General features: G+C 63.5%; 23 protein-coding genes and 1 pseudogene. 5 read left to right on the top strand and 19 right to left on the bottom strand.

Annotation, left to right across the window (positions count from 1 at the left end):
* The first annotated feature begins 9 nt into the window (after nucleotides 1-9).
* The gene (locus WBP06_RS27125; RefSeq protein ID WP_245892799.1) at nucleotides 10-1569 is read left to right on the top strand and encodes a transposase; all 1560 of its coding nucleotides are present in this window, start codon (nucleotides 10-12) and stop codon (nucleotides 1567-1569) included.
* A gap of 122 nt (nucleotides 1570-1691) precedes the next feature.
* Nucleotides 1692-1832 (top strand): annotated as a pseudogene (locus WBP06_RS27120) (IS5/IS1182 family transposase); the annotation flags it as partial.
* A gap of 23 nt (nucleotides 1833-1855) precedes the next feature.
* Here WBP06_RS27120 and WBP06_RS27115 read toward each other — a convergent pair.
* The 6 genes from WBP06_RS27115 to WBP06_RS27090 all read right to left on the bottom strand — a co-directional run bounded on the left by WBP06_RS27115 (nucleotide 1856) and on the right by WBP06_RS27090 (nucleotide 9472).
* Nucleotides 1856-2356 carry a lytic transglycosylase domain-containing protein gene (locus tag WBP06_RS27115; protein WP_395335639.1) on the bottom strand — a complete coding sequence of 167 codons (501 nt, stop codon included), beginning with the start codon at nucleotides 2354-2356 and terminating at the stop codon, nucleotides 1856-1858.
* The gene (locus WBP06_RS27110; RefSeq protein WP_395335637.1) at nucleotides 2356-2937 is read right to left on the bottom strand and encodes a restriction endonuclease; all 582 of its coding nucleotides are present in this window, start codon (nucleotides 2935-2937) and stop codon (nucleotides 2356-2358) included. Before WBP06_RS27110 ends, WBP06_RS27115 begins: the two co-directional genes overlap by 1 nt.
* A gap of 11 nt (nucleotides 2938-2948) precedes the next feature.
* Nucleotides 2949-5903: a MobF family relaxase gene (gene mobF / locus WBP06_RS27105; protein WP_395335634.1), complete on the bottom strand. Its 2955-nt coding sequence runs from the start codon at nucleotides 5901-5903 to the stop codon at nucleotides 2949-2951.
* The gene (locus WBP06_RS27100; RefSeq protein ID WP_395335632.1) at nucleotides 5900-7993 is read right to left on the bottom strand and encodes a type IV secretion system DNA-binding domain-containing protein; all 2094 of its coding nucleotides are present in this window, start codon (nucleotides 7991-7993) and stop codon (nucleotides 5900-5902) included. Before WBP06_RS27100 ends, mobF begins: the two co-directional genes overlap by 4 nt.
* Entirely contained in the window at nucleotides 7990-8289 is a 300-nt protein-coding gene (locus WBP06_RS27095; RefSeq protein ID WP_395335630.1) for a CopG family transcriptional regulator, read from the bottom strand. Before WBP06_RS27095 ends, WBP06_RS27100 begins: the two co-directional genes overlap by 4 nt.
* Before the next feature lie 355 nt (nucleotides 8290-8644).
* Entirely contained in the window at nucleotides 8645-9472 is an 828-nt protein-coding gene (locus WBP06_RS27090; RefSeq protein WP_395335628.1) for a DUF5710 domain-containing protein, read from the bottom strand.
* A 254-nt stretch (nucleotides 9473-9726) separates the two neighbouring features.
* Between WBP06_RS27090 and WBP06_RS27085 the strand changes: the two genes are divergently transcribed.
* Complete coding sequence (locus WBP06_RS27085) at nucleotides 9727-10470, top strand: hypothetical protein (protein ID WP_395335626.1); 744 nt, start codon at nucleotides 9727-9729, stop codon at nucleotides 10468-10470.
* 463 nt (nucleotides 10471-10933) lie between these two features.
* Here the strand turns inward: WBP06_RS27085 and WBP06_RS27080 are convergent, their stop codons facing one another.
* A complete protein-coding gene (locus WBP06_RS27080; protein WP_279729539.1) occupies nucleotides 10934-11281 on the bottom strand; it encodes a hypothetical protein in 348 nt (115 codons plus the stop codon).
* Between the two features lie 205 nt (nucleotides 11282-11486).
* On the opposite strand from WBP06_RS27080, the gene WBP06_RS27075 reads away from it, so the two are divergent.
* A complete protein-coding gene (locus WBP06_RS27075) occupies nucleotides 11487-11723 on the top strand; it encodes a hypothetical protein (protein WP_279729538.1) in 237 nt (78 codons plus the stop codon).
* Here the strand turns inward: WBP06_RS27075 and WBP06_RS27070 are convergent, their stop codons facing one another.
* From WBP06_RS27070 to WBP06_RS27020, 11 genes are all read right to left on the bottom strand, one after another.
* Nucleotides 11724-12245 (bottom strand): hypothetical protein, encoded by a 522-nt coding sequence (locus WBP06_RS27070; protein WP_279729537.1) that lies wholly within the window; start codon nucleotides 12243-12245, stop codon nucleotides 11724-11726.
* A 280-nt stretch (nucleotides 12246-12525) separates the two neighbouring features.
* Complete coding sequence (locus tag WBP06_RS27065; protein WP_279776315.1) at nucleotides 12526-13509, bottom strand: DUF2493 domain-containing protein; 984 nt, start codon at nucleotides 13507-13509, stop codon at nucleotides 12526-12528.
* A gap of 402 nt (nucleotides 13510-13911) precedes the next feature.
* Nucleotides 13912-14922 carry a DUF2493 domain-containing protein gene (locus WBP06_RS27060; RefSeq protein WP_395335622.1) on the bottom strand — a complete coding sequence of 337 codons (1011 nt, stop codon included), beginning with the start codon at nucleotides 14920-14922 and terminating at the stop codon, nucleotides 13912-13914.
* Nucleotides 14923-15005: 83 nt separating this feature from the next.
* Entirely contained in the window at nucleotides 15006-15287 is a 282-nt protein-coding gene (locus tag WBP06_RS27055; RefSeq protein WP_279727980.1) for a hypothetical protein, read from the bottom strand.
* A gap of 83 nt (nucleotides 15288-15370) precedes the next feature.
* Entirely contained in the window at nucleotides 15371-15838 is a 468-nt protein-coding gene (locus tag WBP06_RS27050; RefSeq protein WP_086493719.1) for a DUF736 domain-containing protein, read from the bottom strand.
* 831 nt (nucleotides 15839-16669) lie between these two features.
* The gene (locus WBP06_RS27045; RefSeq protein WP_103094784.1) at nucleotides 16670-16888 is read right to left on the bottom strand and encodes a hypothetical protein; all 219 of its coding nucleotides are present in this window, start codon (nucleotides 16886-16888) and stop codon (nucleotides 16670-16672) included.
* A 642-nt stretch (nucleotides 16889-17530) separates the two neighbouring features.
* Nucleotides 17531-18454 (bottom strand): hypothetical protein, encoded by a 924-nt coding sequence (locus WBP06_RS27040; RefSeq protein WP_279727981.1) that lies wholly within the window; start codon nucleotides 18452-18454, stop codon nucleotides 17531-17533.
* Nucleotides 18451-18657: a hypothetical protein gene (locus WBP06_RS27035; protein ID WP_080993670.1), complete on the bottom strand. Its 207-nt coding sequence runs from the start codon at nucleotides 18655-18657 to the stop codon at nucleotides 18451-18453. Before WBP06_RS27035 ends, WBP06_RS27040 begins: the two co-directional genes overlap by 4 nt.
* Nucleotides 18658-18688: 31 nt before the next feature.
* Nucleotides 18689-19987: a hypothetical protein gene (locus WBP06_RS27030; RefSeq protein WP_279727982.1), complete on the bottom strand. Its 1299-nt coding sequence runs from the start codon at nucleotides 19985-19987 to the stop codon at nucleotides 18689-18691.
* 12 nt (nucleotides 19988-19999) lie between these two features.
* On the bottom strand, nucleotides 20000-21202 hold the full coding sequence (locus WBP06_RS27025) for an ATP-binding protein (RefSeq protein WP_284110893.1): 1203 nt from the start codon (nucleotides 21200-21202) through the stop codon (nucleotides 20000-20002).
* Nucleotides 21183-22748: an ATP-binding protein gene (locus WBP06_RS27020; protein ID WP_279727984.1), complete on the bottom strand. Its 1566-nt coding sequence runs from the start codon at nucleotides 22746-22748 to the stop codon at nucleotides 21183-21185. Before WBP06_RS27020 ends, WBP06_RS27025 begins: the two co-directional genes overlap by 20 nt.
* 141 nt (nucleotides 22749-22889) lie before the next feature.
* On the opposite strand from WBP06_RS27020, the gene WBP06_RS27015 reads away from it, so the two are divergent.
* A complete protein-coding gene (locus WBP06_RS27015) occupies nucleotides 22890-23054 on the top strand; it encodes a hypothetical protein (RefSeq protein WP_199909654.1) in 165 nt (54 codons plus the stop codon).
* 92 nt (nucleotides 23055-23146) lie between these two features.
* Here the strand turns inward: WBP06_RS27015 and WBP06_RS27010 are convergent, their stop codons facing one another.
* Nucleotides 23147-24079 (bottom strand): hypothetical protein, encoded by a 933-nt coding sequence (locus tag WBP06_RS27010; RefSeq protein WP_279727985.1) that lies wholly within the window; start codon nucleotides 24077-24079, stop codon nucleotides 23147-23149.
* Nucleotides 24080-24128 lie beyond the last annotated feature (49 nt).

The raw sequence follows: 24128 nt of genomic DNA, 5'->3' as shown, positions 1-24128 counted from the left end.
AGAATCAGAATGAGGAAGGTGAGCATGGCAACACGGGAGGAGTTGATCTCGGCGGTCCGAGATCGATATCGGTCAGCGGGGCGCAGGGAAAAGAGCCGCATCCTCGATGAATTTGTCCGGATCACAGGCTATTGCCGCAAGCATGGGATGCGCCTGATGCGATCAGAACGGGCCACGCCCCAAAGCTCTCGTCTTGGTCGACGCCTTTACAATGATGCGGTCCGCGAGGCGCTGACGGTACTGTGGGAGGCCTCCGACCGCATCTGTTCGAAACGATTGAAGGTGATGATTCCGATTTTGGTGCGCGCGATGGAACGCAGCGGCCATCTCGAGCTCGACGGTGAAGTAAAAGAGCGACTGCTGCAGATGAGCCCGGCGACGATCGACCGCGCCTTGAAGGAAATCCGCGCGACGGCGACAGGCGCCCCGCGGCGCCGGACTGCCAGGCAATCCGCCCTACGGCGTAGTATCCCGATCCGGACATTCGACGACTGGGATGATCCGGCGCCCGGCCATTTTGAGGCAGATCTGGTCTCGCACAGCGGGCCAGTGGCGAAAGGGAGCTTTGCACAAACGCTGGTTTTGACGGATATCGCCACGGGCTGGACCGAATGCGCGCCACTGTTGTTCCGTGAGCAGAATTTACTGGTGGCGGTGCTCAACGAATTGCGCGGACAGCTGCCGATGGCGGTGCTTGGCTTCGACACCGACAATGACAGCGTCTTCCTCAACCCGACGGTGCGCGACTGGTGCGTGGCGAACTCGATCACCTTCACCCGTTGCCGACCCTACCGCAAGAATGACCAGGCTTGGGTCGAACAGAAAAATGGGGCCATTGTGCGCCGCATAGTCGGTTATCGCCGCTTCGAGGGTATCGCGGCGACCAGCGTGCTGGCCGAACTCTATGCTTTGCAACGGTTCTACGGGAACTTCTTCCAGCCATCCTTCAAGCTCGCGGAAAAGCACCGCGACGGCGCTAAGGTGACGAAACGATATCACAAACCGGCGACGCCGGCCCAACGCCTGATCGATGATCCCAGGACGACCGATGCGGTTCGTTCCCAGCTCGCCGAGACACTGGAACGCCTCGATCCCGTGAAGTTGCTGCGCCAAATCCGAGACTGTCAGGAGCGGCTTGTCGTGCTGGCCGACAAGCCCGGTGAGGCCGTCGTGGCGAATGACACAACGCTCGATCAGTTCTTTGTGGGTTTGCGGACTGCCTGGCAGCTCGGGGAAGCAAGACCAACGGCTCGAGCAAAATCGCAGACCAAGCGCGGCCGACGCCGGCCGGACCCGGTGGTGGCCGTCACAGATCAGCTCCACGCCTGGTATCGGGCCGAGCCATGGCGGACAGGGCGCGAACTTATGGAACGCTTGCAGCGGGAGCACCCTGGTCAATATCCAGACAAGCTTTTGCGGACCATTCAGCGCCGGCTCAAGATATGGCGAGCCGAAGAAGCACAGCGCCTGGTCTTCGGCCCCCGGACCGAGGCTGGCGAAATTTTTGCACATGTGGGGCGAGAGCCGGCTGCGCTACGCTTCGCCGGCTCTCGCCCCACATGTCCTTGAACTGGCTTGCAGAATACAAATCTGCTAAGGGAACATTCCGCTGAGGCAACCGAACCATCGGTCGGGAACATCTCTCAGTGAGGCAATACGAATCCTCATCCTGTTTGTCGCGCTACACCCATCTCTATAAGGAATGCAACCGCGTCGAGCGCTTCTTTGCCAAACTCAAGCAGTTCCGCCGTGTCGCCACCAGATATGACAAGCTGCTCGTCAACTTCACGGGGTTCGTCAAAATCGCGGCCATCGCCATGTGGCTCAAATAGTTAAATCGTCACTACGCCCTAGTTCACCGAAAAACATCAGCTCCAAATCTTCCCCGTAAATGCTGAGCCACGGCGTTCGTATATCGACGCTGGCGCCATAATGTGGGACTATGATAGACGCCTACCGCCTTCCAATAATCTCCTGTCGATCGCAGGGCCGACAAGAATACCCAGCGGGCAGCTTCCGCGTTGAAACAGGCGTCGAAGCGCAACCAGTTGCGCACCTGTGCTTCCGTTCGCTGCACCTTTGCAGCGATGCGCGGGACCCACCAACTGTTGATCTGAAGGGGTCCGAGATCATGGGAGCCGTTGCTGTTGCGCACTTGCGCTCCAATCCAGCCCGCTTCCTGATCGCGCAATCCCCACAGCGTCTTTTCCAGCCAGGGTTGGCCGAGCGACGCCTTGCGAATGCAAGAGCCGATGAGACGCTCATCGTCCCCGCTGCGCGCCTTTGCCAATGCCGCGTGCGGCAAGAATATGATGCTGAACAGGATAGCCCATGCGAATGGCAGATATTTCTGCATCAGCGGATCTTCCTTATCTGCGGCGTGGAACGCACCGGCTCTACGCCTGCCGTCAGGGTCAGGTCGGAAATCGGCCCACCGGTCAGCAAAGCAAGCAACGCCCGCCCGGAAATGATCCGAACGACGCCGGAATGGCTGACGGAAAGCCGGCTTTGCGGCCCAGTGCGCCCGGTGTGGATGAACAGGCCACGACATCTGCGGGACTGGCAGAGCGTATCGAAGGCAACGACATGCTCGGACCGAATGGCGCCTGCATAGCGCTTCGCCTGGATCAGCCATGTCGCGCCGTCGATCACGACCTGGCCATCGATCCCGCCATCGCCCGTATATCGGCGGTTGCCCACCACCTTGTGACCCCGCCGCTCAAAGCTTTCCAGCAGAAGCTCTTCAAAGGCGAGCGGGTCCATGGCCCGCAGCCGGGCATAAAGGAGCTGGGGAGGCTGCAGCCGGTCGCGGCCACAGAATTGCGAGGCCATGACCCTTGCCTGCCGTCGTCGCCAGCGATGGCGAAGGGGCGTCCGATAGTGCCGCAGAGCGAGCAGAAGAAGAATGAAAATGAAGGCAATGACCGGAAGCAACATGGGTGATGACCTTATCGTTCGGGACCGTGGGAGGGTTCGGGCTGTGGCACGGGGGCGCGGCTTGCCTGGTCCGGGCTGGCCTGGGCGGTGTCCCGCTGCGTGCGTGCATGATCGAGAATCCCGCCCAGGAACCGGTCGAGAACCTGCGCGATGCTCCGCGCCCCTTCCGCGAGATGCTCGGCCGCGCCACGGGGTGGTCGTTCACGCTTGTCGAGCTGGCGTTCGAGCGCCCGGTCGCGCCGCTCGGCTCGCATGCGCTCCTGCTCGGTCTTGAGACCCTCCAGATGGTCTGCCTGGCGTTTCGAGAAGGCGCCCACGCGGTCCGCTTGCATGCGGTCCAGTCCTTCCGAGGATGAGGTCTTCTCTCCTGACTGGCGTTCGAGCTTCGCGATCAGTTCCTTGACATTGTTGGTCCAGAGCCGGACGCCGAAGGCCGCGCGGGTGATCGCGGTGTAGAAATTCTGAGCGTTGACGAGCGGAGATTCGACCGGCGCCAGCACGAAGACACGCGGATAGGTCTTGGACTGGGAGGAATAGACGGTTTCCGCATAGCCATGGTCCCAGGTCCTGTGCTCCGACAGATCGACCTGCTGCGTTTTGCCGGTCCGGTCCCAGCGGATCGTCGCCATAGTTCCATCCAGTTTCTCGACCGTGCCGCGCTCGGCATTGCGCAGATCGAGCTCACGATTGACCAGGCGCCACTGGATGCGATCCCCTTCGGCGAGTTCCCGCTCCTCGGGGTTGAAGATATTGATGTGCCGGGCTTTGGTTGTCTGCGGATCCCAGCGGATTGTGCGTCCATTCTCGTCAACGAGCCGCACGACCTGCCGGCCATTACCGTCCCTGCCGAGCCCCACGACACGATAGTCGGCGCCCCGGGCAACGCCGAGCCGCGTCACATCGCGGTCGAAGCGAACGACCTGACCTGTGGCATAGAAGCGGGCCATATGCTTTTCGATGTCGGTGAGGCCCGCCGGGGCAAGGATCGAAAGCCTGCTGTCCTCGGCCGCCAATCCGCTCTCGGCCTTCAACGCCTCGCGGATCTTGCTATTGACGATGAGCCGGGTCGCATTGTCGAGAACGAGAATATTGGTGCCGGCCCGCGAATCCGGCTTGAGCCGAACCCAGGCCGCAACCACCTGCTCGGCCATTTTCTCATTGTCGGTAACGGTGCTGACGCTGTCGAGCTTTGCCAGCGCCTGCGTAAAATCACCGGTACGCGCGGCGGTGACGGCCGCCTTGATCGACCTGGTCTCCTGTCGCACGGCCTCGGTCAGCTCGACCGTCGGCAAGCCAAGCCTGCGCATCAGCCAGAAGGGTTTGCCCTGCTCGATCGCCCCGGTCTGCTTTTCATCGCCCAGGAACAGAAGTCGCGCGCCCGTCGCCCTGCTGATCTCCAGTAGCCGCTTAGCCTGGCGGTTTCCCAACTGCCCGGCCTCATCGAGCACCAGCACATGGCGATCGGTGATCCCCTGCCCGCCCCGGGCCACGAAGCTGGCGACGGTATGGGAGGCGATGTTCGCCTTGCTACCCAGTTCGGCGGCCGCCGAGGATGTGGGCGCCAGCGCGATCAGCGTCGTTCCGGGTTCAGCTGCTTCTCCCAGAACCCGGACCAGCGTTGATTTGCCGGAGCCAGCGACACCGTGAATCGCGGTGACGCGATCACGTGTGAGCCCGGTCTCGACAAGCGCGCGCTGTTGTTCGCTGTTGAGCGACGTCCCTTCCAGCACGGCCAGAAGGCGGTCGCTCGAAGCGATCGGGCGGCCATCGCCAAGGCCTAGCGCGATATGCTGGGTCAGCGCGAGTTCCAGTCGCCAGGATCTGCGGCTGGTGCGTCCCCGGGTCAGAATCCTGTCGCCGGTCTGCTCATGGGTGGGCAGCAGCTTGCGCACGACTTCATGACTCTCAATCCGGGGGCGGACATCCTCAAGCCGGACCTCGCCGACATGCGCGGCAAGACCGGTGCGCAGGATATCGCCCAGATTGTTGACTGCCTCGGCCGTCTCCAGTTGGCGCAAGCCGAACAGCGCGGCCCGCGATGCCTCGCGTTCGCTGGGCGCGGCATGTTCGCCTTCCTGGCTCCGGGAGACGGATGCGGTCTGTTCCAGCGTATCGAGAAACTTGCCGGCCCGTTGATGCCATTGCCCCATGAGGGCATCATAGGCGATCTTCACCTTGGCCTTGCGGGTTGCATAGAAGGACGCCCGCTGCGCCTTCTGGCCGACCAGGCCATGTTCGCGGGCATGCTCCTCGATCTGCTCCGCACGCTGGGAAAAATTCTCCATCAGTTCCCTGGGGACGCCGCGTATTTCGAACAGGCCCGTGCGCGGATCGAAGTCGATCTGGTAGCCAGCCTCCCGCAAGGCGAAGGCCAGGGCATTGCGATAGATCTGCCCCGCGACGCGCTGCTCCCCGTACATGACCCGGCTTTCCAGGCTCGCCATGGGATCACCGTCCTGGCGATTGGTCATATTGAGGACGACGAGATGGGTATGAAGATGCGGATCGAGTTCCCGGCTGCCATGCTCGGTGAAACGGGCGACCAGAATGCGGCCTGTCGTCTCGTGGACGATCTCGCCCTCGGCCCGATGACGCAGTTGCGCCTGTTCCTCCAGATAAGAAATGGCGGCGGTCACGCCAAGTTCATGGGCGGCGAGCACTCGTTCGTCGCCCGCCACCAGCGCCATAATGGACACGGACTTGGGTGCATTGACGGCAAAATCCCAACCCGGATGATGCTGGATTTCGCCGTTCGCGCGGTGACGACCGAGTTGCTGGTCGCCGACCTTTCCGGCAAGCAGGTCACGCAGCAGCTTCGGCTCGACGGCGCCGGAGAGACCGAGATCGGCTGCAAGCTTGCCACCCCATTCGGACGGCTCGTTGCCGCCCTTGGTGTAATAGTCGCCAACCGTATAATAGCGCGCAATATTGGCCGGCTTGCCATGAAGGCGCTGGGGCTGGATCATGCCGGCCTCGCCGGTTCACGCGGACCATCGTCACGGCCATGCTGGACAAGGTCGGAACGGATTTCTCCCTGCCTGCCCGCCAGCATCGTCCAGAGCGTGCGAGCCGGCACGCCAAGCTCCGCATTCTCGCCGTTCAGCAATATTTCTTCTACTCGGGCCGGATCGATATGCCCCGATGGAGGCACGAACAGGTCCGGCTGTGCGGGGGGCGTGGGAGTCGCATCGGAGGCCGCTGGCGATCCTGTCGATGGCTTGCCTTGCGGCTTCGGGGGCGACTGGGGAGGCTGTGACCCCTCGCGCTCCATCGCCTCACGCACGACCGCCTCGGCATGGGCGATGCGGACCAGCGTCTTCGCCTTGTCGATATGAATGGGCGGCGCCGTGCGTTCGAGAAAGGCTGGCCCCAGCGTCGGCACCTCGTTAAATCGACTGTCGAACCGGACCACTGGGAGGTTACGACCGAAGCGCAGGAAGCCGACAAGGTTGGGCAGATTGGTGACCTCGGTCGGCATGACCAGCGGCCGCGTCACCTGCATGCGCGACAGATTGACGCCGTCGCGCATATCGTTGACGCCGTAGGACATTCCTTCGTTCGCCTCGACCTGTTCGACCTGACCTAGATTTTCAGAAACATGTTTGGCGGTCGCCGTGTCATTGGCGCGCAGTGCTACCCAGGTCGAGCAATAGCCGGTGATAGCGGCCGCATCCTGAATACCATAGGTGGCTTCGAGTTGCGGATAGGACTGGAAACCCAATATGCCGCAACCGCCATATTTGCGGGCGCGGGCCAGAAAGTCCGAGAGGCTCGGCAGTTTTTGCAGGGTGGGCAATTCGTCGATCACGCAATAGAGGCGCCGATCGCGATCGGGCGTCAGGCTCATGATCGCGCTGATCGCGATATCGAGCCAGACGGTGATCAGGGGTCGAAGAGAGGGAAGCTGATCGGCCTTCACCGTGATGAAGAGCCAGCTTCCCTCCGCGCCTTTCTCCACCCAATCCCGGATCGAGAAGCCGTCTTCGGTATCATCCAGATAACCGAAGCTGCGCATCACCGAGGCGAGTTCGGCCTGGATGCCGGCGGATGTGCGCTCGCCCTCGGTGCTGATGAAGGCGGCTGCATCCGTTCCGGTCACGAAGGCGGCTAGGTCCTTGAGCTTCGAACGGAGCAGCCTGTCGAGGAGGACCGAGACATAGGTATGCTGCTGGCGGGCGAGCTTGCGCATCACCGCGACCAGTGTGCCCCGCGCGGCCTTCGCCCAGAAGGGATCGCCATGCTTGTCGGGGATCGTGGATTCGGCAATCTGGTCGTAGTGATAGTCGCGCGGGACATCGACCCAGGGCGACCAGCGGGCCGTGCGCTGATCGAGTGGATTGAGCAGCATGTCGGTGCCCTGGCGGTAGAATTTCTCGACGAAGGTGCCCGCCGTATCATAGACGATGGCGCGCCGGCCCGACTTGCGGATACCCTCGAGCATGCCGACGATGAGGTTGGTCTTGCCGGTACCGGGCGCACCGCAGAGCAGGATATGCTCGGGTTCATAGGCCTGCGGCACCGGGACATTGCCGATCACCAGCGGCCCCTTGGTCTGACGCCACAGGGCGCGCTTCACCTGCCGGATGGTGCCGAAACGCGCACCGCGCAGATATTCGTTGGAGCCAAGGCCTCTCCCCGTTCGGGTGAAGTAGAACCAGGCCCAGCCCAGCATGGCGAGCGCGAACAGGCCCGAGATCAATGCGCCATGGAGAAGATAGACCTCGAAAGCATGGAGGGTCTTTTTCGCCAGGGGAGAAGCGACCAGCCAGTCAGCCGAGGTCCAATAGTCCCGCCCTTCCGGTGTGCGGAACTGCACCGGATCGTTGGTGCCACCCGCCGCATCGACCTTGATCATCGCTTCGGCGAGCTTGACCAGGACGAACCGTTCATATTCGGTCGATTTTTCGAACGCATACCAGACGGTGCCGATCAGCCATATGATGAAGCCGGCCAACAGGGTCTGGTAGAAGACCTGCGTGGTCATGCGGACATTGTGGACGATCGCCTGCCCGCCCCGCGTCCATGAGCCGAGCGTATCGTTGCGGAAGATGCTCACCGTCCTTCCTCCTCGCCGAGGAGCCCACGCTCGGCGAGAATGCTGCGGGCCTGGGCCATGCCCTGTTCCAGGGCCTCGGGCGAACGACCTCCTACCGAAGTCGCCAGGATCGAGAGGATCTGGATGGAGGTGGCGAGGATTTCATCCTGCGAGGAGAAGACATAGCGCTTGCGCTCGTCGATCGCCTGTTCGAGCACCTGGCGAATGAAGCGGGACAGCGGTAGGTTGGCAGCGCGCGCACGCCGCATCAGCGCGAGGTGCAGCGCTTCCTCAAGACGGAAATTGACTTTGGGCACACGAAGGACCTTCCGGGTTCGGATACCTTCGCAGCTGTCATGAAGCCCCTATTTTGTACTACGCCTCCACCGCATTTTCAAGCACCCACAATTTGCATGGTCTTTGTTCGGAGCAGCCGAAGCAAGCAGGTTTCAAAAGGTGGACCGCGCAAGGCAGTGGTTGCCGGTGGCGCTTCCCATGGATCACTCTCCTGACGGGTGCGCCTCTGGCCGTGGCTGTCTCCCCTTGACTGAATGACTGATCCGGGTTGGATCATCCGTCGGCCGGTGTCAGGGAAACACAGGCACATGCGAACAATCGCGCCAACCAACATCCATGATGGGATAATGGTGGCAGCAAACAGGTGCAGGGGAATTACCTGTTTGTGAGTTTCTGCAGATAGCCGAGGATCGACGATGGTGTCAGCCGTCGCATGCCGGTAGTCGATTCGGGGTCGGGCTCCACGGGCCACTCGTTCGAGAAGCGCCGGGTTTCCGCCTCTCGTTCGAACACCCCGGCACGCTCGGCTGCCTTCTCAACCAGTTCCCGATTGGCGGCCTCCGCTCGTCGCTCTCCCTCGGCATCCGGCCGAAAGCCATGAACCCGCGTCACCCAGCTATAGTCGCTCTCCCATTCGTGGCGTGAACGCCGTTCCCACTGATCGAACGCGAAGGCGACAGCCTCCTCCGCTTGCACCCGGGTCCAGCGGTTGATGCGCATCAAAAGGGCAAAAGCCTGTTCTTCATGACCATCGACCATCGTCTTGCCCCAGTGACGAATATGGTGGCAATCCGGGCATAAGGCGATGACGCCTTTCAGCGTTTGCGTCCGGGTTTCGTCATCATATTCCCACCCCTCGTCCGCCTCGACCGGCCATTGGGGACCACGCCCTCCGCAGACACGGCAGCGATTCCCGCTGGCCGCATAGGCGGCCTTGCGAACGACATCCCATTCGTTCCTGGGCAGGAGGGCCCGGAGATTCTTGCCCCAAACCGTCGGCGGAACCATCCAGAGCCGAATAAAGGGAGGACTCAGATCCGGACGATATATTCGCGGCACGAATTGTCTCAGCCGCGCATAGGCGTCTGTCGAAAGAAGTGCGACCTCACAGGTCCAGGCTCGCTGCGTGGCATCCCATCGAGCGCCCGCCCGACGCGCCTCGTCCTTTCTCTCGAAGGGAACACAAAGAGGAATAGCCGCCATCAGTTCATTGTGATCGGAGTATCCCTGTTCGTCCAGACTTTAGGCCTCAATTGAGCGCCTCTTCGGGACGGAATTTGCTTCTGGGCCCACGACGGCCCTTCCGATTCCGGAACTTTCGCGAAAGAAATGTCTCCTATTCTTCGCTGGAAATGTGCATTCCTTACGAACGCCTAACCCAAAACTATCCGCACGATGCGGGTGGATCATCCCCTCCATGGCCTCTATTGCGATTTGCGTGATGAAAGGAGCTATTCATGGAGATCGATGCGCAGGCCGTCCATGCTCTGGCCGCCGACATGTTCTGGTTGTTCGCCCAGGAGGTGGGTGTCGCTGAAGCCAACAGACGTGTTCTCGACAGCGAGGGCATGTGCCTGCTCGAACATCGGTTCGACAATGAATTGTTCCTCAAGCATCCCATCATGGACCTCGCCGACGAAGACAGACTTCGCTTTCTCCATGCCGTTGCGCGGGAAGCGACCATGGCATGCGAGGAAGAACGCAATCTGCTGGGCATCATCTATCTAGAGGATCTGATCGCCGGACGGTCTCCCGATGCCGGCCAAATCGATACGGCGCCACTGAAGAGGATTCCCGCCTCCTGGCGATCCAGTCATCCCCTCGAGCGGACAGGTTCGCTTTGCATCCGCCACCCGCTTCCGGCGCTGGTAGCCACATCGTCCTTACCGGAAAGCCGACTCATTGAAGTCGCCGACACGCAGACCGCCCTCGGTTTCCAGATGCCCCTTTTCCTGCAGATAACGGATGCCGGGCAGGCCAGCGCAAACACCTATTTCCTGGCGGGCTATTTCGTCATTCCAGTGCCCAATGCGCAGCAGGGTGACAGATGGAACGGGGTGATCCTCAACTCGCTGCGCACCGTTTCCGGCATGACATTCCAGGCCCCGGAGGGGGAGATCGAACTCGCTTTCGGCTGGGATAGCGCTCCAGCCGGGGCCAAACGATCGGTCTTCCAATCGCTCAAGCGTCTGCTCAGGTGACGTGCCAACCGGCCTGAAGCGGCGCCGACCACGTTTCGCTCGTTTACCGGCCCCGGATGTCCCGCCTCTCGGTCGGCCGATATCGCGTCTGACATGTAATACCAAAAAATGTAGTTCAGTATGAATGGGTTAAGTGAGTCAAACCTTAGCCTTGCCCTACGTGTACGACAGGATACAAGATCCTTGCCCCACAGGTGATACAGACATATCCAGTTGAATTTACAAGATTTATTTGCCTGGAGCACCCGTGCGTAGGGTCCATTACAAAACGGCCTCGCGCCGTGCGTCCCGCCTTACGCAGCGCGCCCGCGCTGCGCAGCCTCGTACCGGCAGGGGCGGGGCACCCTTGCTGCAGTTTCGCGGTGGTGCGTGGTAAGGAGATTGGAGGAATGGCGTTCATGGGTGGGGTCTCCCCGAAAGCAAAAAAGGGACCGGGCATCAGGCCCGGTCCCGGGGTATGTGATCAGCCCTGCTGGGCGACCAACGCGTGCGCTTCCAGGATGAGCATGGCCGCCTCGTCGTCACGGCCCTGTGCCCGGATGATCCGATATGCATTGGAGCGGGCAGCTATCCGGGCGAGCTCCGAAGCCCGGTTCCATTCCGCCTCGTATTCCTCGTCGCACTCGCCGGTTATCACGAAGTCACCGGTCTCGTGATCGGTGTAACCATAGTACTGGCCCGCGTAGGAATTAGCCCGTTTGAGGTGGCGCTCGATCCGGCGAATGAGAGCGAATCCCCTCGCCTGCGCATGGAAGTAATGCGGTTCATGGGTTTCAACGAAGCGGTCGTAATCGGAGTCGATGGTGAGCATGGAAGCCTCCTCATGGGGGTGTCCGCGGACGACAGGCACCGCGGACCGATGGATGGGATGGGATGTGGTCGGTGACGGACCGACAGGAGCAGCCAGGCGCGAAGCCCCGCCGGTTCCGCAGGAAGCGGCAATCCCCGCTTGCGCCGATCCGCCGATGTGGCACAGTCGCAAGCGACGGGCAGGCCATCGGGGAAGGACGATGGACATGCCGAAGATGACGGAAAGGGATCGGCTCGCCGATCTCGAAGCGCGTCAGCGCAAGATGAACGATGAACTGGAAAGCGCGCGCCGTGCGCTGCGGGGCAGATATGCCGCGATGATCGCGGAGATGCCGGTCGAGAAGCTCACGGAAAGGGAATTCCGCGAGCTTCTCACACAGGCGATCCGGGTCGGTGGCAGCGCGGCGCTGACGGCGATTAAAGGACTGCCGGCAGCGATCTGATCACGCGCTGGTCATCACCAGGTTCCGGCAGGGATGCGCCTCGAGAAAGCTGTCCCTGTCGGAATCCGATCTCAGGGTGATGAACCGCGCTTCGGGCCCGAACCAGATCATGATGAAGCGCCGCTGCGCCGCCAACCGGTGGATATTCGCAAGGCTGCCCCGGCTGCGACCATCCCAGATCACGAGACCGAGGGCGGCATCGCGCGCCATCGCCGCATCCTTCGCGGCATGGAAGGCGGCAGTGCCCTTTCGCCCGGAAGTAGGAATGCGCCGGACAGGCCAGCCGCCCAGATTATGACGCGGTTCCTCTCCGGAACAGTAGACCCTGACAGCAGCGATCTCGCGATCGGAAAGATGGCGCTGGACCAAGCGATCGACGCCGCGCGCGTCCCCGATCCAGATGGGAAGCGCACGGTACAGGATGCCGTCGATGCGTTCGATGACGGGTTCGGGAAGCGCGGTAATGGACAGCGACCCGGAAACGAAGACGGCCGAATTAGAAAGGTGCAGATGCTCGGACATGGCTTTAATCTCCTCGAATGAGCCACCCCTCTCTGCCCTCCTCTCCTCTGGTGGCAGGACGCGGCCTCGCCCCTCAGCCAACCCCGCCCAGACCGCACCCGGAGGGTGTCCCTGCGACGAGCACGGCGAAGCCGCGCGCAGGAGGCCGGGACCGCCTGGCGGTCCCGCATCGCGCCCGCGACGGACCCGCCTGCGGGTCCCTGAGCGGGGGCGAGAGCTACGCTTGATAAAGAGAAATGAGGACCGGCACGGCGAACCGGACCGATCCTCTGGCGGAACCTCACTGCGCCTCCCATGCCTGATCGCTGAGCCTGACGAACCGCGCCGGGATACGCTTCTCCTTCACGAGGCGCGCGAGGTGGGACTGCAGGCCCGACCCTTCGCAGACCAGCGCCTCGACGGGTCGCAGTCCGACCATCTGCTCGTTCCGGACGAACCCTGCCCTCTTCCCCAGCTTGGCGCTGAGGCGGAACGTGATGAGCGTCACCTTACGCGAGGCGGCCCACGCTGCGGCCATCGCGTCGCATCCCTTATCCTGTGCGGTGGTCGCCAGCACCATCGCCGGGTTCCGGGATTTCGCGTCGTCGAGTTTCGCCCAGATCAGGCGGTCGTCAAACCAGCAGTCCGCGCCGCCCGAGAAGATCACGATGGGCCCTCGCGGGTTATGCGCGTCGGTGCGGCGCTGGCGGCGGGCGGCCAGGAAATCGGTGGCGGCGATGACCGAGGCGGTGCGCTTACTCGAGACCAGCGACCCCTTCGGTGCCGACCACGGCCGTCCGGTTTCGGTGTGGAAAACGTCGGCGGCATGGTCGCGCATGCACCGCAGCGCGTCGGTGGCTTCGTCGAGGAATTCGAGTTCGCCCTGTGCCTGCTCGAGTTCGACGCCGTGGATTTCGCTGCCGTCGGCGCGCCGCAGCAGGTCCTGGACGTCGCGCGTCGCCTTATCGGCCTGCCCCTGCCACTGGTCGGCGACGTGATGGAAACTGTTCACGATGCCCCATGCGAGGCGCTCGGCGGCAGGCTGCAGCCGCGTGTCGCGCAGCAGGTCGAAGAGGGTCGTGACGATCAGCTCGACGGCAAGCTGGGCTTCGCGCGGATCGGGCATGTCGGTCGCCATCTCCTCCTCACCGCGCCCGATGCGGACCCCGTCGAGATCGGAGGAGAAGGCAGCGTGGAAGTCGTCGGTGGCGCCCGCCATCGTCTCGTGCGCGATGAATTCGGCGATGTCGGAGAACGGGCGGACGCTGCGGTGGATCTTCGTCATGGGAACCTCCTGTAGAAGCGAAAGAGGTTCCCCCCTGGGCACGGGCTCCGAGCGGCGGGGTCAAGGATCGCGGAACGCGACCGGCGCAGCCGGCGATGGGGGTCACGATTTTTCCGGGCGGCCACAATGTCCGAGTGGAAGCATGACGCCCGACCAGCCCGGAAAAATGGTGGGGCCCCGTCGTCCTTGAGGCCGACGCGGTCCCGTGCCACCATTGGAATTCTTGAGAGAGAGAAGAGGCTTTGCGAATCTGGGGCTCGATGCCCCTGATTCGCAACGGGTGCCTCCAGACACATGCCTCTCAGTGGAGCGCCCGCGACCTCGAGACCCTGCACGCCCCTTGCGCAAAAAAGGGGGACGGCGCGGCGCGCCGCCCCCCGAAAATACGCTGAGACTTCGGTGTCAGGCGACACGCCGGGAGCGGCCCCGCGGCAGCGCGGTGATCTTCTCGGCGGGTGCCTGATCAGCCTTTCGGAAGGGATGGATCGGAACCCCGACCTTTCGCAGCGCCTGATAGAGGTTCGCCTGGATGCCCGACCCCTCGCCCAGCACGGCTTCGACGGGTTTCAGTTCGACCAGCTTGCGATTACGGGCAAAGGGCGCGCCGCGCCCCGCGCCCATCAGCGAGTAGGTGACGAGCTGGACCTCGCGGCTTCCCGCCCATGAGGCCACGATCGCATCGAAGCCCTTACGCTGCGCGGTCGTCACCAGCGTCATGTGCGGGATCCGCGCGAGGATCGCATCGAGCCGGTCCCACAGCATCTGCCAGTCATGCCATTCGGCATGGCCCGAGGCGACGACGATCGGGCCACGGGGGCGATAGCGCTCGCGCTCGGCGAGTTCCCGGGCGCGCAGGAAGTCCTGTATCGCGACCTGCGTGGCGGTAGCGACCTTCGAGACCCGCGAACCGCGTGCGGGCGACCAGGGACGGCCCGAAAGCACGCGGAAGGTGTCGGCCGCATAGTCGCGCATGCACTCGACTGCTTCGCGCTGTTCGAACAGCGACTGGCACAGCAGCTGCTTCTCCTCGAGCTCGGTGTTAAATACCTCGGAAAGGTCGGAGCGGCGCATCATGTCGCGCAGTTCGTCGGCCAGCAGGTCTTCCTGCCGCTCGAGCTTTCCGGCGACGAAATGGAAGCTGTTCACCATGCCCCATGCGATCTCGGGGGCGAGCGCATCGAGGCGGGTGTCGGTCAGCAGGTCGAAGATGGTGGCGATAACCCCGGCGCAATCGGCCTGTGCGTGGAGTGGCTCGGGCATGTCGTGCTCGCCCGGTTCATCCCCCGGGCTGATGATCGAGAGGGGGATCGGATCGCCGAACGCGCGCTGGAATTCCGGGGTCGCGGTCACTTCGGCGAACAGCGCGGGCAGGTCAGCGAAGCGGCTGATGCTGCGCGAATGGTCGTGGCTCATGGAACTTCTCCCTGTCAGGGGCAAAGGAAAGAGGCCGCGAACGCGAGGGTAGCGTCGCGGCCCTGCATGGGTGTCGTGCCGGGTCAGTGCCTGCTCGCCCTAGCGGGCGCGGCGAATGCCGCGCGTGTCAGGACGGCATCGACGATCCCGGCCGCATGCGGCGCGAGCGGCGTATTCTCGAGCAGGTCGTAGATGGCGGCGATGATCTCGCCGCAGGTGATGCCCGCCGGGATGTCCGGTACGGGAGACGCGCCCTCGACATGCCGCGCGAGCAGGTCGCGGATCGAGGGGCTGGCCATGATCGCCGCGGAGAGCGCGGCAAGGTCGGTCAACGGGGCGGAGTGGTACAATGAAGAGCGGCGCATGGGATGTCTCCTCATGGGCAAAAAAGAAAGAGGCCGGGGAAGCCTGACGCCTCCCCGGCCCGATGGGACTGATCAGCGCGTGATCAGAACGGGTCTTCCTCCTCGAACGAGGTGTCCGAACCCGACCGTTCGCCGCCGGCACCCACGGTGCTGTCGCCGAAGCCGCCCTGATCGCCCGGGCCGCGATCGTCGTACCGGCCGCTGCTCGCGCCCATGCCGCCACCGAAGTCGGAGCGCATGGTGTCGCGGCGCCAGGCGACCATGTAGCCGCCATGATCGGCCGGGAAGAGCGCGATCGGCAGCGGCTCGGGCAGGCTGGGGTCGTCGATGTTCCCGGCGAGGAACACATCCCCCTGCTTCGACACGGCCTCCCACAGCGCGCCGATCTGGACGTAGCGGCGGGCGATGTTAAGCGCGAGGATCTCGTAGACCGGAGCCTTCGGATTATCGCTCACGACCTTGCGCAGCCCGACGCTGGGCAGATCGATGGTGCGCGTGGCGATCGAGCCCTTCAGACGGCCGTTCCGATTAAAGATTTCACCGATGTTCATCGTCTTTACCTTTCGAATGTCGCTCGAAACCATTCTCGGCGACACCCTCACCGGCCCTTCTCTCCTCTCTATCCCGCGCTCGCCTCCCGCGCCGCCCGCCCGCGGCGAGGCGCTTCGCCTCCACCAGCGCGACGCCGCCGCGGTTCACGCGCAACGCCCCCGCCGCCCGCAACTCCGCGCGACACCGCGGCACGATCAGGGGCAGAGGCGCGGCACGAGGGATGGTGAAGGTGGATTGGGGCGCGACGCCGGGGGCGCGGCGGTAGCCGCGCGGGTGCTAGACTCGCGGGAGTCGCCGTAGCGAGGGGCAGCGGCGTGAACCGGCGGTCATCGCAGACACTGCGGGAGCGGCGTGGTCGGCGGCACCGGCAGGTGCGGTCCCGGTATCGGGAGCGAGCGGGAGATAGGGGCGGGCCGCGCGGCGGAAAGACTGGCCTTCGAAAGAAGGCGGATGCGACCGCTCGAAATCCCCAGCCAGTTCGGAGTTGAAATTGATGTAACGGCGTGATCGGCCGATCTGGGAAATGGCGAGTGCGTAAAAGGTTGGAGCCAGTGTTCCGGCTACCGCTTACTTGCCGTATCGCAGGACGCCAGCATCGTGCCGAACGCTTGGGACACACGGCCTTCGGAGTAACCGCCTATCCAGGCTATCCGTTCGAGATATGTCCTGTAGGGATTAGCCGATGTGGGCTCACCGCGTCGTGCCGCCACGAAACCGAGGTGGCGGATCATCGAGAATTCTTTCAAGAAAGCCTCCTGATTCGCTGGGATATTGCATTGCAGCATGCGGGGCACAGATAGTCCAGAGCTTCAGTGGAATGTCTCGCGTTTCTACTCCGGCCCTTGCTCGAAGGCTTTGGCCCCTGCGCGTTGGAAGGCCTCAAGAACCTCCGGTCCCAGAAGGCGGGCGGTTTCGCTGCTTTCCAGTCCGGAATACGCGATGGTGTAGGTGCCGTCTTCATGCGTGACGATCCTCACCTCGATGTCGCCTTTCGACGCGGTGGCCTGGGCCAGATCGATATTCCACTCACCGATGCGAACCTTAGACATGGTCGAAGCCTCATGGAAGATTTGGGAAACGCGGTGCCCCGGCCGGCAAACAGCACGAGAAGCAGCGGCTGGAGCGAGGTGCCCCACATGGGCCTGTGATCAAGGGGTTGTGCCTGCATCGGTTACCGCCCCCTGCCCGGAGCATCCGCTAGGCAAGGATGCGGCGCCACCGACGCGGCCCATCCTTCCGGATCGCGCAGCCGCAGTATTGACAGGTTCCGATGTAATGATCCCCGTTCCACCACATATCCCTCCGGAACGATTTATGACGATCGAGCGGACAAAAAACGAAGCGCCACACCAAAGAGATCATGGTCGTTCTCCAGGACTGCGATGCCCCTATGCGGTGGGCCTTCCTGCGCCATCGCGGCCCTGACGATGAAATAACCCGCCTGCCCCTCGGGTGCGCAGGTGGCCTTGAAGATTGGGACATTTGGCCGCAGGGGCGGCCAGATCTCAAGACCGGGCACATTGTGTGTGCTGCACGTGCGAAGAGTCAAGAGGGGGCGTCATCCTGCAGGTTCCAATGGAACGAGCGGTCGAATCCTCGTCGGTGCAGTGCATGCGCGAATGCAAGCTCTTGCGGATAGCCAGTACGCGAGACCGGCAAAATGAACATCACGTCCCATGCGGGTGAGGTAATCAGGCGGCGAGCCTCTCGACACCTTCGTTGAAGCGATCGATCCATTCGCGCATATGGGGTCGCCGCTCCACGGGAATGGCCGCCGCGACACGCTGGAAATCAATGAGATCGACTGGTGCGCCTGCGACGATGGCGTCGATCTCGTCGGGATCAAGAAGCCCTCGCTGCCGGATGAACATGGTCATGGAGCCGGGACGGGCTTTTGTCGCCCGACGCCACAATCCCTCGACATTGCGCAAGCGTGGGGCGGCCCGCGCCTCAACCAACACGATCAATCGAAGCACCCAGCGCGGCAATTGCGCGACTTCCTCGGAACGCATATGCGCACAGATGACGCAGCTCGATTTCGGGGGAACCGGCAAGCCTTCAGCCTCAATTCGCCGGATGCAGGCGTCGCGGTCCCAATGCCATTCGTGCAGAAGCGGATAAAGATAGTCGTATCGGGCATCCACGATACCTTCGCGGTTCGCATAACGCCGGCTGTCGGCAGGTGAAGCGTCATACCCGATCAGCTTGACAACCTTACCGCCAACCTGCCATATATTCTTTGCAAGTTGCCATTTTAACACCCAAAGGTCTTGAGGCTGCACCTTCCATTTGACCGAACAAGATTTTCTACCAAATGAGGCAGATGGCAAAGTCGAGTTCGTCAGGCAATTCTCCAATATTGTGAAGTACGGCGGCCAATGCTTGAATTTCTTCGGCTCGTATCGAACAATATGGTGCGATATGCCTCGATCGTCCATCCATTTCTGAAAAATCGGAAGGTAGGCGTAACTCTGGGGCTTTTCGGCGCCAGTATCCGCGGTCAATACGGCATCCAGCCTTCGGCCCCGGGCTACCCATTCTATAATCATGGCGGTGCTGTTTACGCCCATGCCCCAGGCCGCCACGACTGGATAGGTGGCAGATGGCATCGTCATGCGACCATCGCCAGCCAGCGATCGGGCCAGGCCGGCGGCCGCATCGTAACCCTGAACGCCTGTAGCGGCGCGACACCATGCACGACATAGTGCGGCACACCAGTCGCACGCCGCAGCTGCTGGGCTGTTCTGAGCGCGTGATCGAAGCTGGAGAGTTGCCGCCGCAGAGACGACAGGCTGCTGGGCGGGACAGGCGTAGACATGAAACCTCCGGGAAAGAAGCGGCGCCCGTGATCAGGCAGCGATCGGAAGATCGACAGCGGTCGGAACAGCGGTATCGAGCGCCAGCAGGCTGGGGAGCGTGACAGGTGGCCGGTTCGCCCGCCGCGTCTTCGGCCCGCGCGTGGGCCGCGCCGGATCATTGAACCGGCAGCCGAGACGCGCGGCATGCTTGCCGATGACGGCGGGATCGCGGCCAAGGGCCTGCGCGACATCGACCATCGAGACGCCATATGCCCAGGCGTTACGGATCGCCCTGTCCTCGTCGGCGCTGAATGCGCGCATGAACCCGTGGGAAAGGCCCATGCGGTTCGCATGGTAGAGAACGGCGCGCACGCCGCGGCCAAGCGCCTCGGCGATCTGGCGGGTCGGAACCTTGCCATAGTCTGCCCGCAACCGGGCTTCTTCCCCGGCCGTCCAGACCGGACCCTGCCGAAATCCGTCCCGGCGGACATGCGATCCCCTGAGCCCCAGCGCTTCGGCCCGCCAGCGGATCGAGTGGGGGGTGCGCCCAAGCCGCTCGCGCAGCGGCGTCAGGCTCGCGCCCGTCGCGTAAGCATGATGCAGAAGCGCGTCCTCCTCGGCGATCCACGGGCGGCCCCAGCCTCTGCCATAGCCCAGCTTACGCAGGCGCTGACCGAGGCTGCGACTGTTCCGGGCCGGGAAGCCTTCGGCCACCAGAACCTCGGCGATGGCGACATAGCGTGCGCCGGTTGTCGCGAGTTCGAGGGCGCGGTTCATTTCCGCATTGCTCCAGTCGTCCGGCTGGCAGGCATGGCGCAGCCCCAGCGCCGAAGCGCGCGAGATGACACCGGCGAAGGGTCGCCCGATCAGGCTCGCGATCTGCGCGACAGGAACGCCTGTGGCGTAGCCGGTGCGCAGCTGCGTGTCCTCCCAGCCACTGTACGGCGGGGATCCGGGTTCGGAGAGGCCAAGCAGCCGGGCGCGCGCATAGAGCGCGCTCACGCCGCGACCAAGCCGCGCCGACAACGTCGCCGTCGGCTCGTGGGCGTAGCAGCGCGCCATTTCCTCATCGTCCCAGTCGCTCCACGATCGCCGCGAATTACGGCGCAGGCCCAGGTCATGGATCCGGGTAGCGACAGCGGCCCGGGACCGCCCAAGCTGGGCGGCGATTTCCTCAATCGTGCAATCGTCGGTAAAAGCTACGCGGAGACGCGCCGTCTCATCGGGAAGCCATGCGTCCGCGCGGAAAGCCAGTTCCGAAAGCGGAATGGTCGGCGCGGTCTCCGTCGCGGGGACGAAAGGGGTTAGTTCGACGATATCGGCGTCGAGATCGAAGCTGGTCTGGGTCATGGTGGGCTTCCTTCAGGCCAGGCCGACGACCGGGGTGTCGACGACGCGCAGGCGCAACCGGGCCGACAGGCGCGCGAGACGCGTATCTCCGCGCGGCATGGTGTCCGAGGCGCCGATCGCGGCGAGCAGATCGAGACCGGCGTCGACGTCAGTGGCGGGGAGCGCGAGATGGCGCGCTAGATCATCGGCCGTGGTGGCGTTGGGCGTGATGCTGCCCAGCGCCCCGACAATGCGCGCGGCGGCGGGCGCCGCAGGATCGAGCAGGAAAGCATCGAGCGCGCGTTGGCCACGCATGGCGGCATGGGTGTTCCTGCTCGGCGCCACCTCGCGCAAGGTATCGAGGTCGAGGAGCGTGCGGCTCTCGTCCGGGTCGAGGTGGGCAGCGGCGACCAGATCGGGTGTCCGACCGATGTGCGGTGTGATCGTCGTGTCGATTTTCGCCAGTACGGGCAGCGCCGAAAGCGCGGGACCGAAGGCGAAGAACTCTCCCTGTGGCAATTGCCGGAGCAGCGCCGCCTGATCGCCGCCGAAACCGAGCAGGTCAGCGGCCCGCGCCACGTCACGGTCAAAGACGTTGAGACCGATCAGGTGATTGTGCAGTTCGGAGACCACTGAACTGGCGAGCTTGGCGAGACGCTGCGTGGCGATGATCGTGCCGATCCCGCGCTTGCGCCCCCGCGCGCACATGTCAGTGAGGGTAGCGACGCCTAGGCGGCGGGTTTCGGCGTCGCGGGCCGAGGCCGCCATATGCGGCGCGAGGAGATGCGCTTCATCGATGCAGACCAGCACCGTGTGGGCCCAATGCTCGCGCGGCGCCGAGAGGAGCCCTGCGAAGAAGGCGGCGGCCTTCTCGATGCGGTGGTCGGGCTCCAGATCGGTGAGATCGAGATGCAGGGCAATACGGTGCTGGCGGGTGCGCAGCGCCAGCGCAGTAAGACCGTCATTGGCGTAGTCGCGTGCGACGACGGTGGTCGCGCCGATATGCGCGGCAAGATTGGCGAACTCGCCTTCCGGATCGACGATGATGGTGGTCAGATAATCGAAGGCCTCCTCGATGATCCGGCGCAGCGTCTGGCTCTTGCCCGCGCCCGACGATCCCTGGATCAGGCAGCGGCCCGACATCAGTTTGCCGAGATCCAGTTCCAGCGTGCCGGCCGAACAGTGACCGAGCGGAACTTTCGCATTGCGGGTGAAGTCATGAGTGGCGATGGTCATGGGCGTGCTCCTTCCGTCGGCATCGTGTGCGGACGCCGGATCTGCTGCTCAGGGGATGGGTTCGGGCGGCGGCTCCGACATCGTCGCGCGAAGAGAACAGCGTCGCGTGGATCATGCATCCCAGGCGATCCGGGTCGATACCGCCGCCGCGGGTCACAAGGACCACGGCCTCCTCGATATCCCAACTGCCAGTGGGACAGACCAGGGCCGGGATTTCAATGGAATGGACGTGCCGCGGCGCATCCTCATGCCCGGTCTCGGCAATCTCCAGGTCGGCTACGATCCTGTCGACGAAACCTGAAGCGAAGCCGCATGGAAGGCGGTCGTCTTCACTATAAGGATGTTCGATGCCGCCGCGGTAAATCCGGAAGGAAACATAGAGGATGATCGGTAGAGCGTCGTACCAGTCATAGCCGTCGAGCCAGCGTTCCTCCTCCACCAGCACGAAATCCTGAAGCGGCGGCTGATGGTGGGCGAGTGCCAGCGCCTGCGCGATCTCGGAGCGCAGCGAGGGGACAACCATCAATGCGCCCCCAGAGACAGTCTCAGGGGCAGTTTTCGCACTGGCGGCCCTTTGATGTTCATCGCCGGACAGTGGATTCCAGATCGAGAGCCCTGGCCGTACCGCAGGCAGCATCACACCGAGTTCTCGAGCCCGCAGCCATAAGGCGAAGGGCAGGCGATGGTCCTCCTGGGCAGCAATGCCGGTATATATGGCGCGTTCGGCGGCGATGCGCAGCGCTTTCATCGCCTCGTTCGTGATCACCGCGTTGCGGGCCGGCAGGGCGAGGCGAATTTCAGGCGCGTCGATCACATCGATGCGAGCGGACCAGCGGCAGTCCTGCCTGTTCAACTCGAATATATTGGGAAGAGAGCACGGGACAGCCAGACCATGGAAGTTGATGCAGGGGCCATCCTGCCGAACCGAGTTGCCTTTATAGACGCCGATACGGCAACCGCAGGCCTCTTCGATCAGCAGCGCATCCTTGAGAAAATCCTCGCGGGGCAGCAACGCACCGTCCAGCGTCACCGGCAAGGGATAGTAACGGGTGGCCTCAGCAATGGTCGAACAAATGCCCATCTTCCAGTCGTCGGATATCTCGATGCGGACCATCGTTCCCCAGCCGAGGTCGCACGACTCGGGTTCAAGCGCCCTGTCGCCATTCCAGGCTTCAGCGGGAATCCGGACCTTCCAGCCGTGTCCCATCGCGGGCGAGAAGGCGTGGATCTCGATGGCACGACCGGCAAGGCAGAACAGGCCGATGCCGGCCGGAGCCTCACGCCGCATGATATCGTCGCCCCAAACGGATAAACCGAGGGTCAGGAGCGCTGCGGGATTATCGATGCCGCAGCCGTCATCGTGGATATCGAGAATGGCGCGGCCGTCTTTCTCGACAAGGTTGATCATGACGTGCTGCGCGCCGGCCCGGCGGCAATTCTGCAGGATTTCGTGGATCGCAGCGAGCGCGCGTCCCGCGACAAGGCGGGACGCGCAGCGAACGGCGTCCTGGCTGACTGCGATCTCGATCGTGGCGGGAAGAAGCATGATCATCTCCTGTCTCGGCGACGGACCAACCGGCCGTCTCCCCTACCCTGCCCCCTTCCCTTTCGTCCCGGCTTGACGCTCTGCCGACGCAAAGCGCCAAGACAGTTGTCGTCGCGGTGAGCGTCCTGCAAAGAGGAGGCGATGAGCGATTCAAACGATGTAAAACTGCGGGACCTCGTGCGGCGACTGCCCGACTGGATGCGCAAGGACCTGGCCTCGAGCGATGCCCCCCGGCGTGAGCGCGCGGAAGATGCCCTCCATGCGATGCTGCTGCCGCTGATGGAGGCCGGCGCGGGCGCTCCATGATGGATTGAAGGCGATGGTATTCCGAGTGATGCCCATCGCCGGCGGGATGCCAGCCAGACTCTTCCTGGCTGGTAAGCCGTTCCTCGATGCGGTCACCAGTCGTGGACGGGGAGATCGGCGGCGCGGTCTGCATCGCAGTCGAGGAGCAGGAACTGGAAGCCGCGATCACGTCCGAACGCGATGATTTCCTGGAGATCATCCGGGATCTGCGCTCGGCGGTCATCGGGAAGCGGCCGCGTCGGCACGAACCAGCCATAAACGGAGGCGGCGATGTCGATGGGGCGGTCGCTCGGAGGCCAGCAGGCCCATTTGTCGAGAAGGCCGGCCGTCTGCACCGTCAGATGGGCGGTCGAGAGCACACAGTAGGCGCCGCTTTCGATCGAAGAGACCGAGCGGACCGCCGGGAGGGGCTCCAGGCGCAGGATCTCGGTCGAATAGCTTTCCGAAGGGTGATCGTTGAAATAGGCGGCGAGGACCTCGTCATCGGGCAGCGTATTCGGATCGCGCCGGTCGCCGATCTCCTTCCACCATTCGCGCGCGTATTCCGCCATCTCCGCGACGAGAACGTCACGGTTCAGGCCTGCGTAGAAGTTGACGCCGTGACGGTGCTCGATGATGCCCAGATGCATATCGATCGGCCATGGCAGCGCACAGACACGGAGCCCGCTTTCGCTGGCGCCAATCGCCCCGGTCAATGTGGCGCGCGCGGCGGCATCGAGGCTGTCCGGCCTCTCCAGGGCAGCGCGCACGCGGGCGAGCAGGGCGACATGATCGTGCCGAGTGATTTGCGGCCTCGCTGGCTCGGGCGACTTCGACCCCGCTTGGGCCGCCATAGTCACATTGTCCGTCATGTCCGTGCCCGAAGCATTTATCCGGATGGCCGGATTATCGGGGTCCGACCAGTCGATGGTGTCGATGACCCACTGCTTCACAAAGGACCAGTCGAAACAGAAGGGGCAGGTCTCCTGGTTCCTGTACCAGGCGGCATCGACCGCATCGATCCAGCCCACGACAATGATGCGCATGGTGCAGGTCCCCATCGCCTCGAACGATTTGCGGATCGCCAGCGCACGA

This window comes from Novosphingobium mississippiense (assembly GCF_044029535.1).
Classification (GTDB): domain Bacteria; phylum Pseudomonadota; class Alphaproteobacteria; order Sphingomonadales; family Sphingomonadaceae; genus Novosphingobium.
This window is presented reverse-complemented; position numbering and strand designations above follow the sequence as displayed.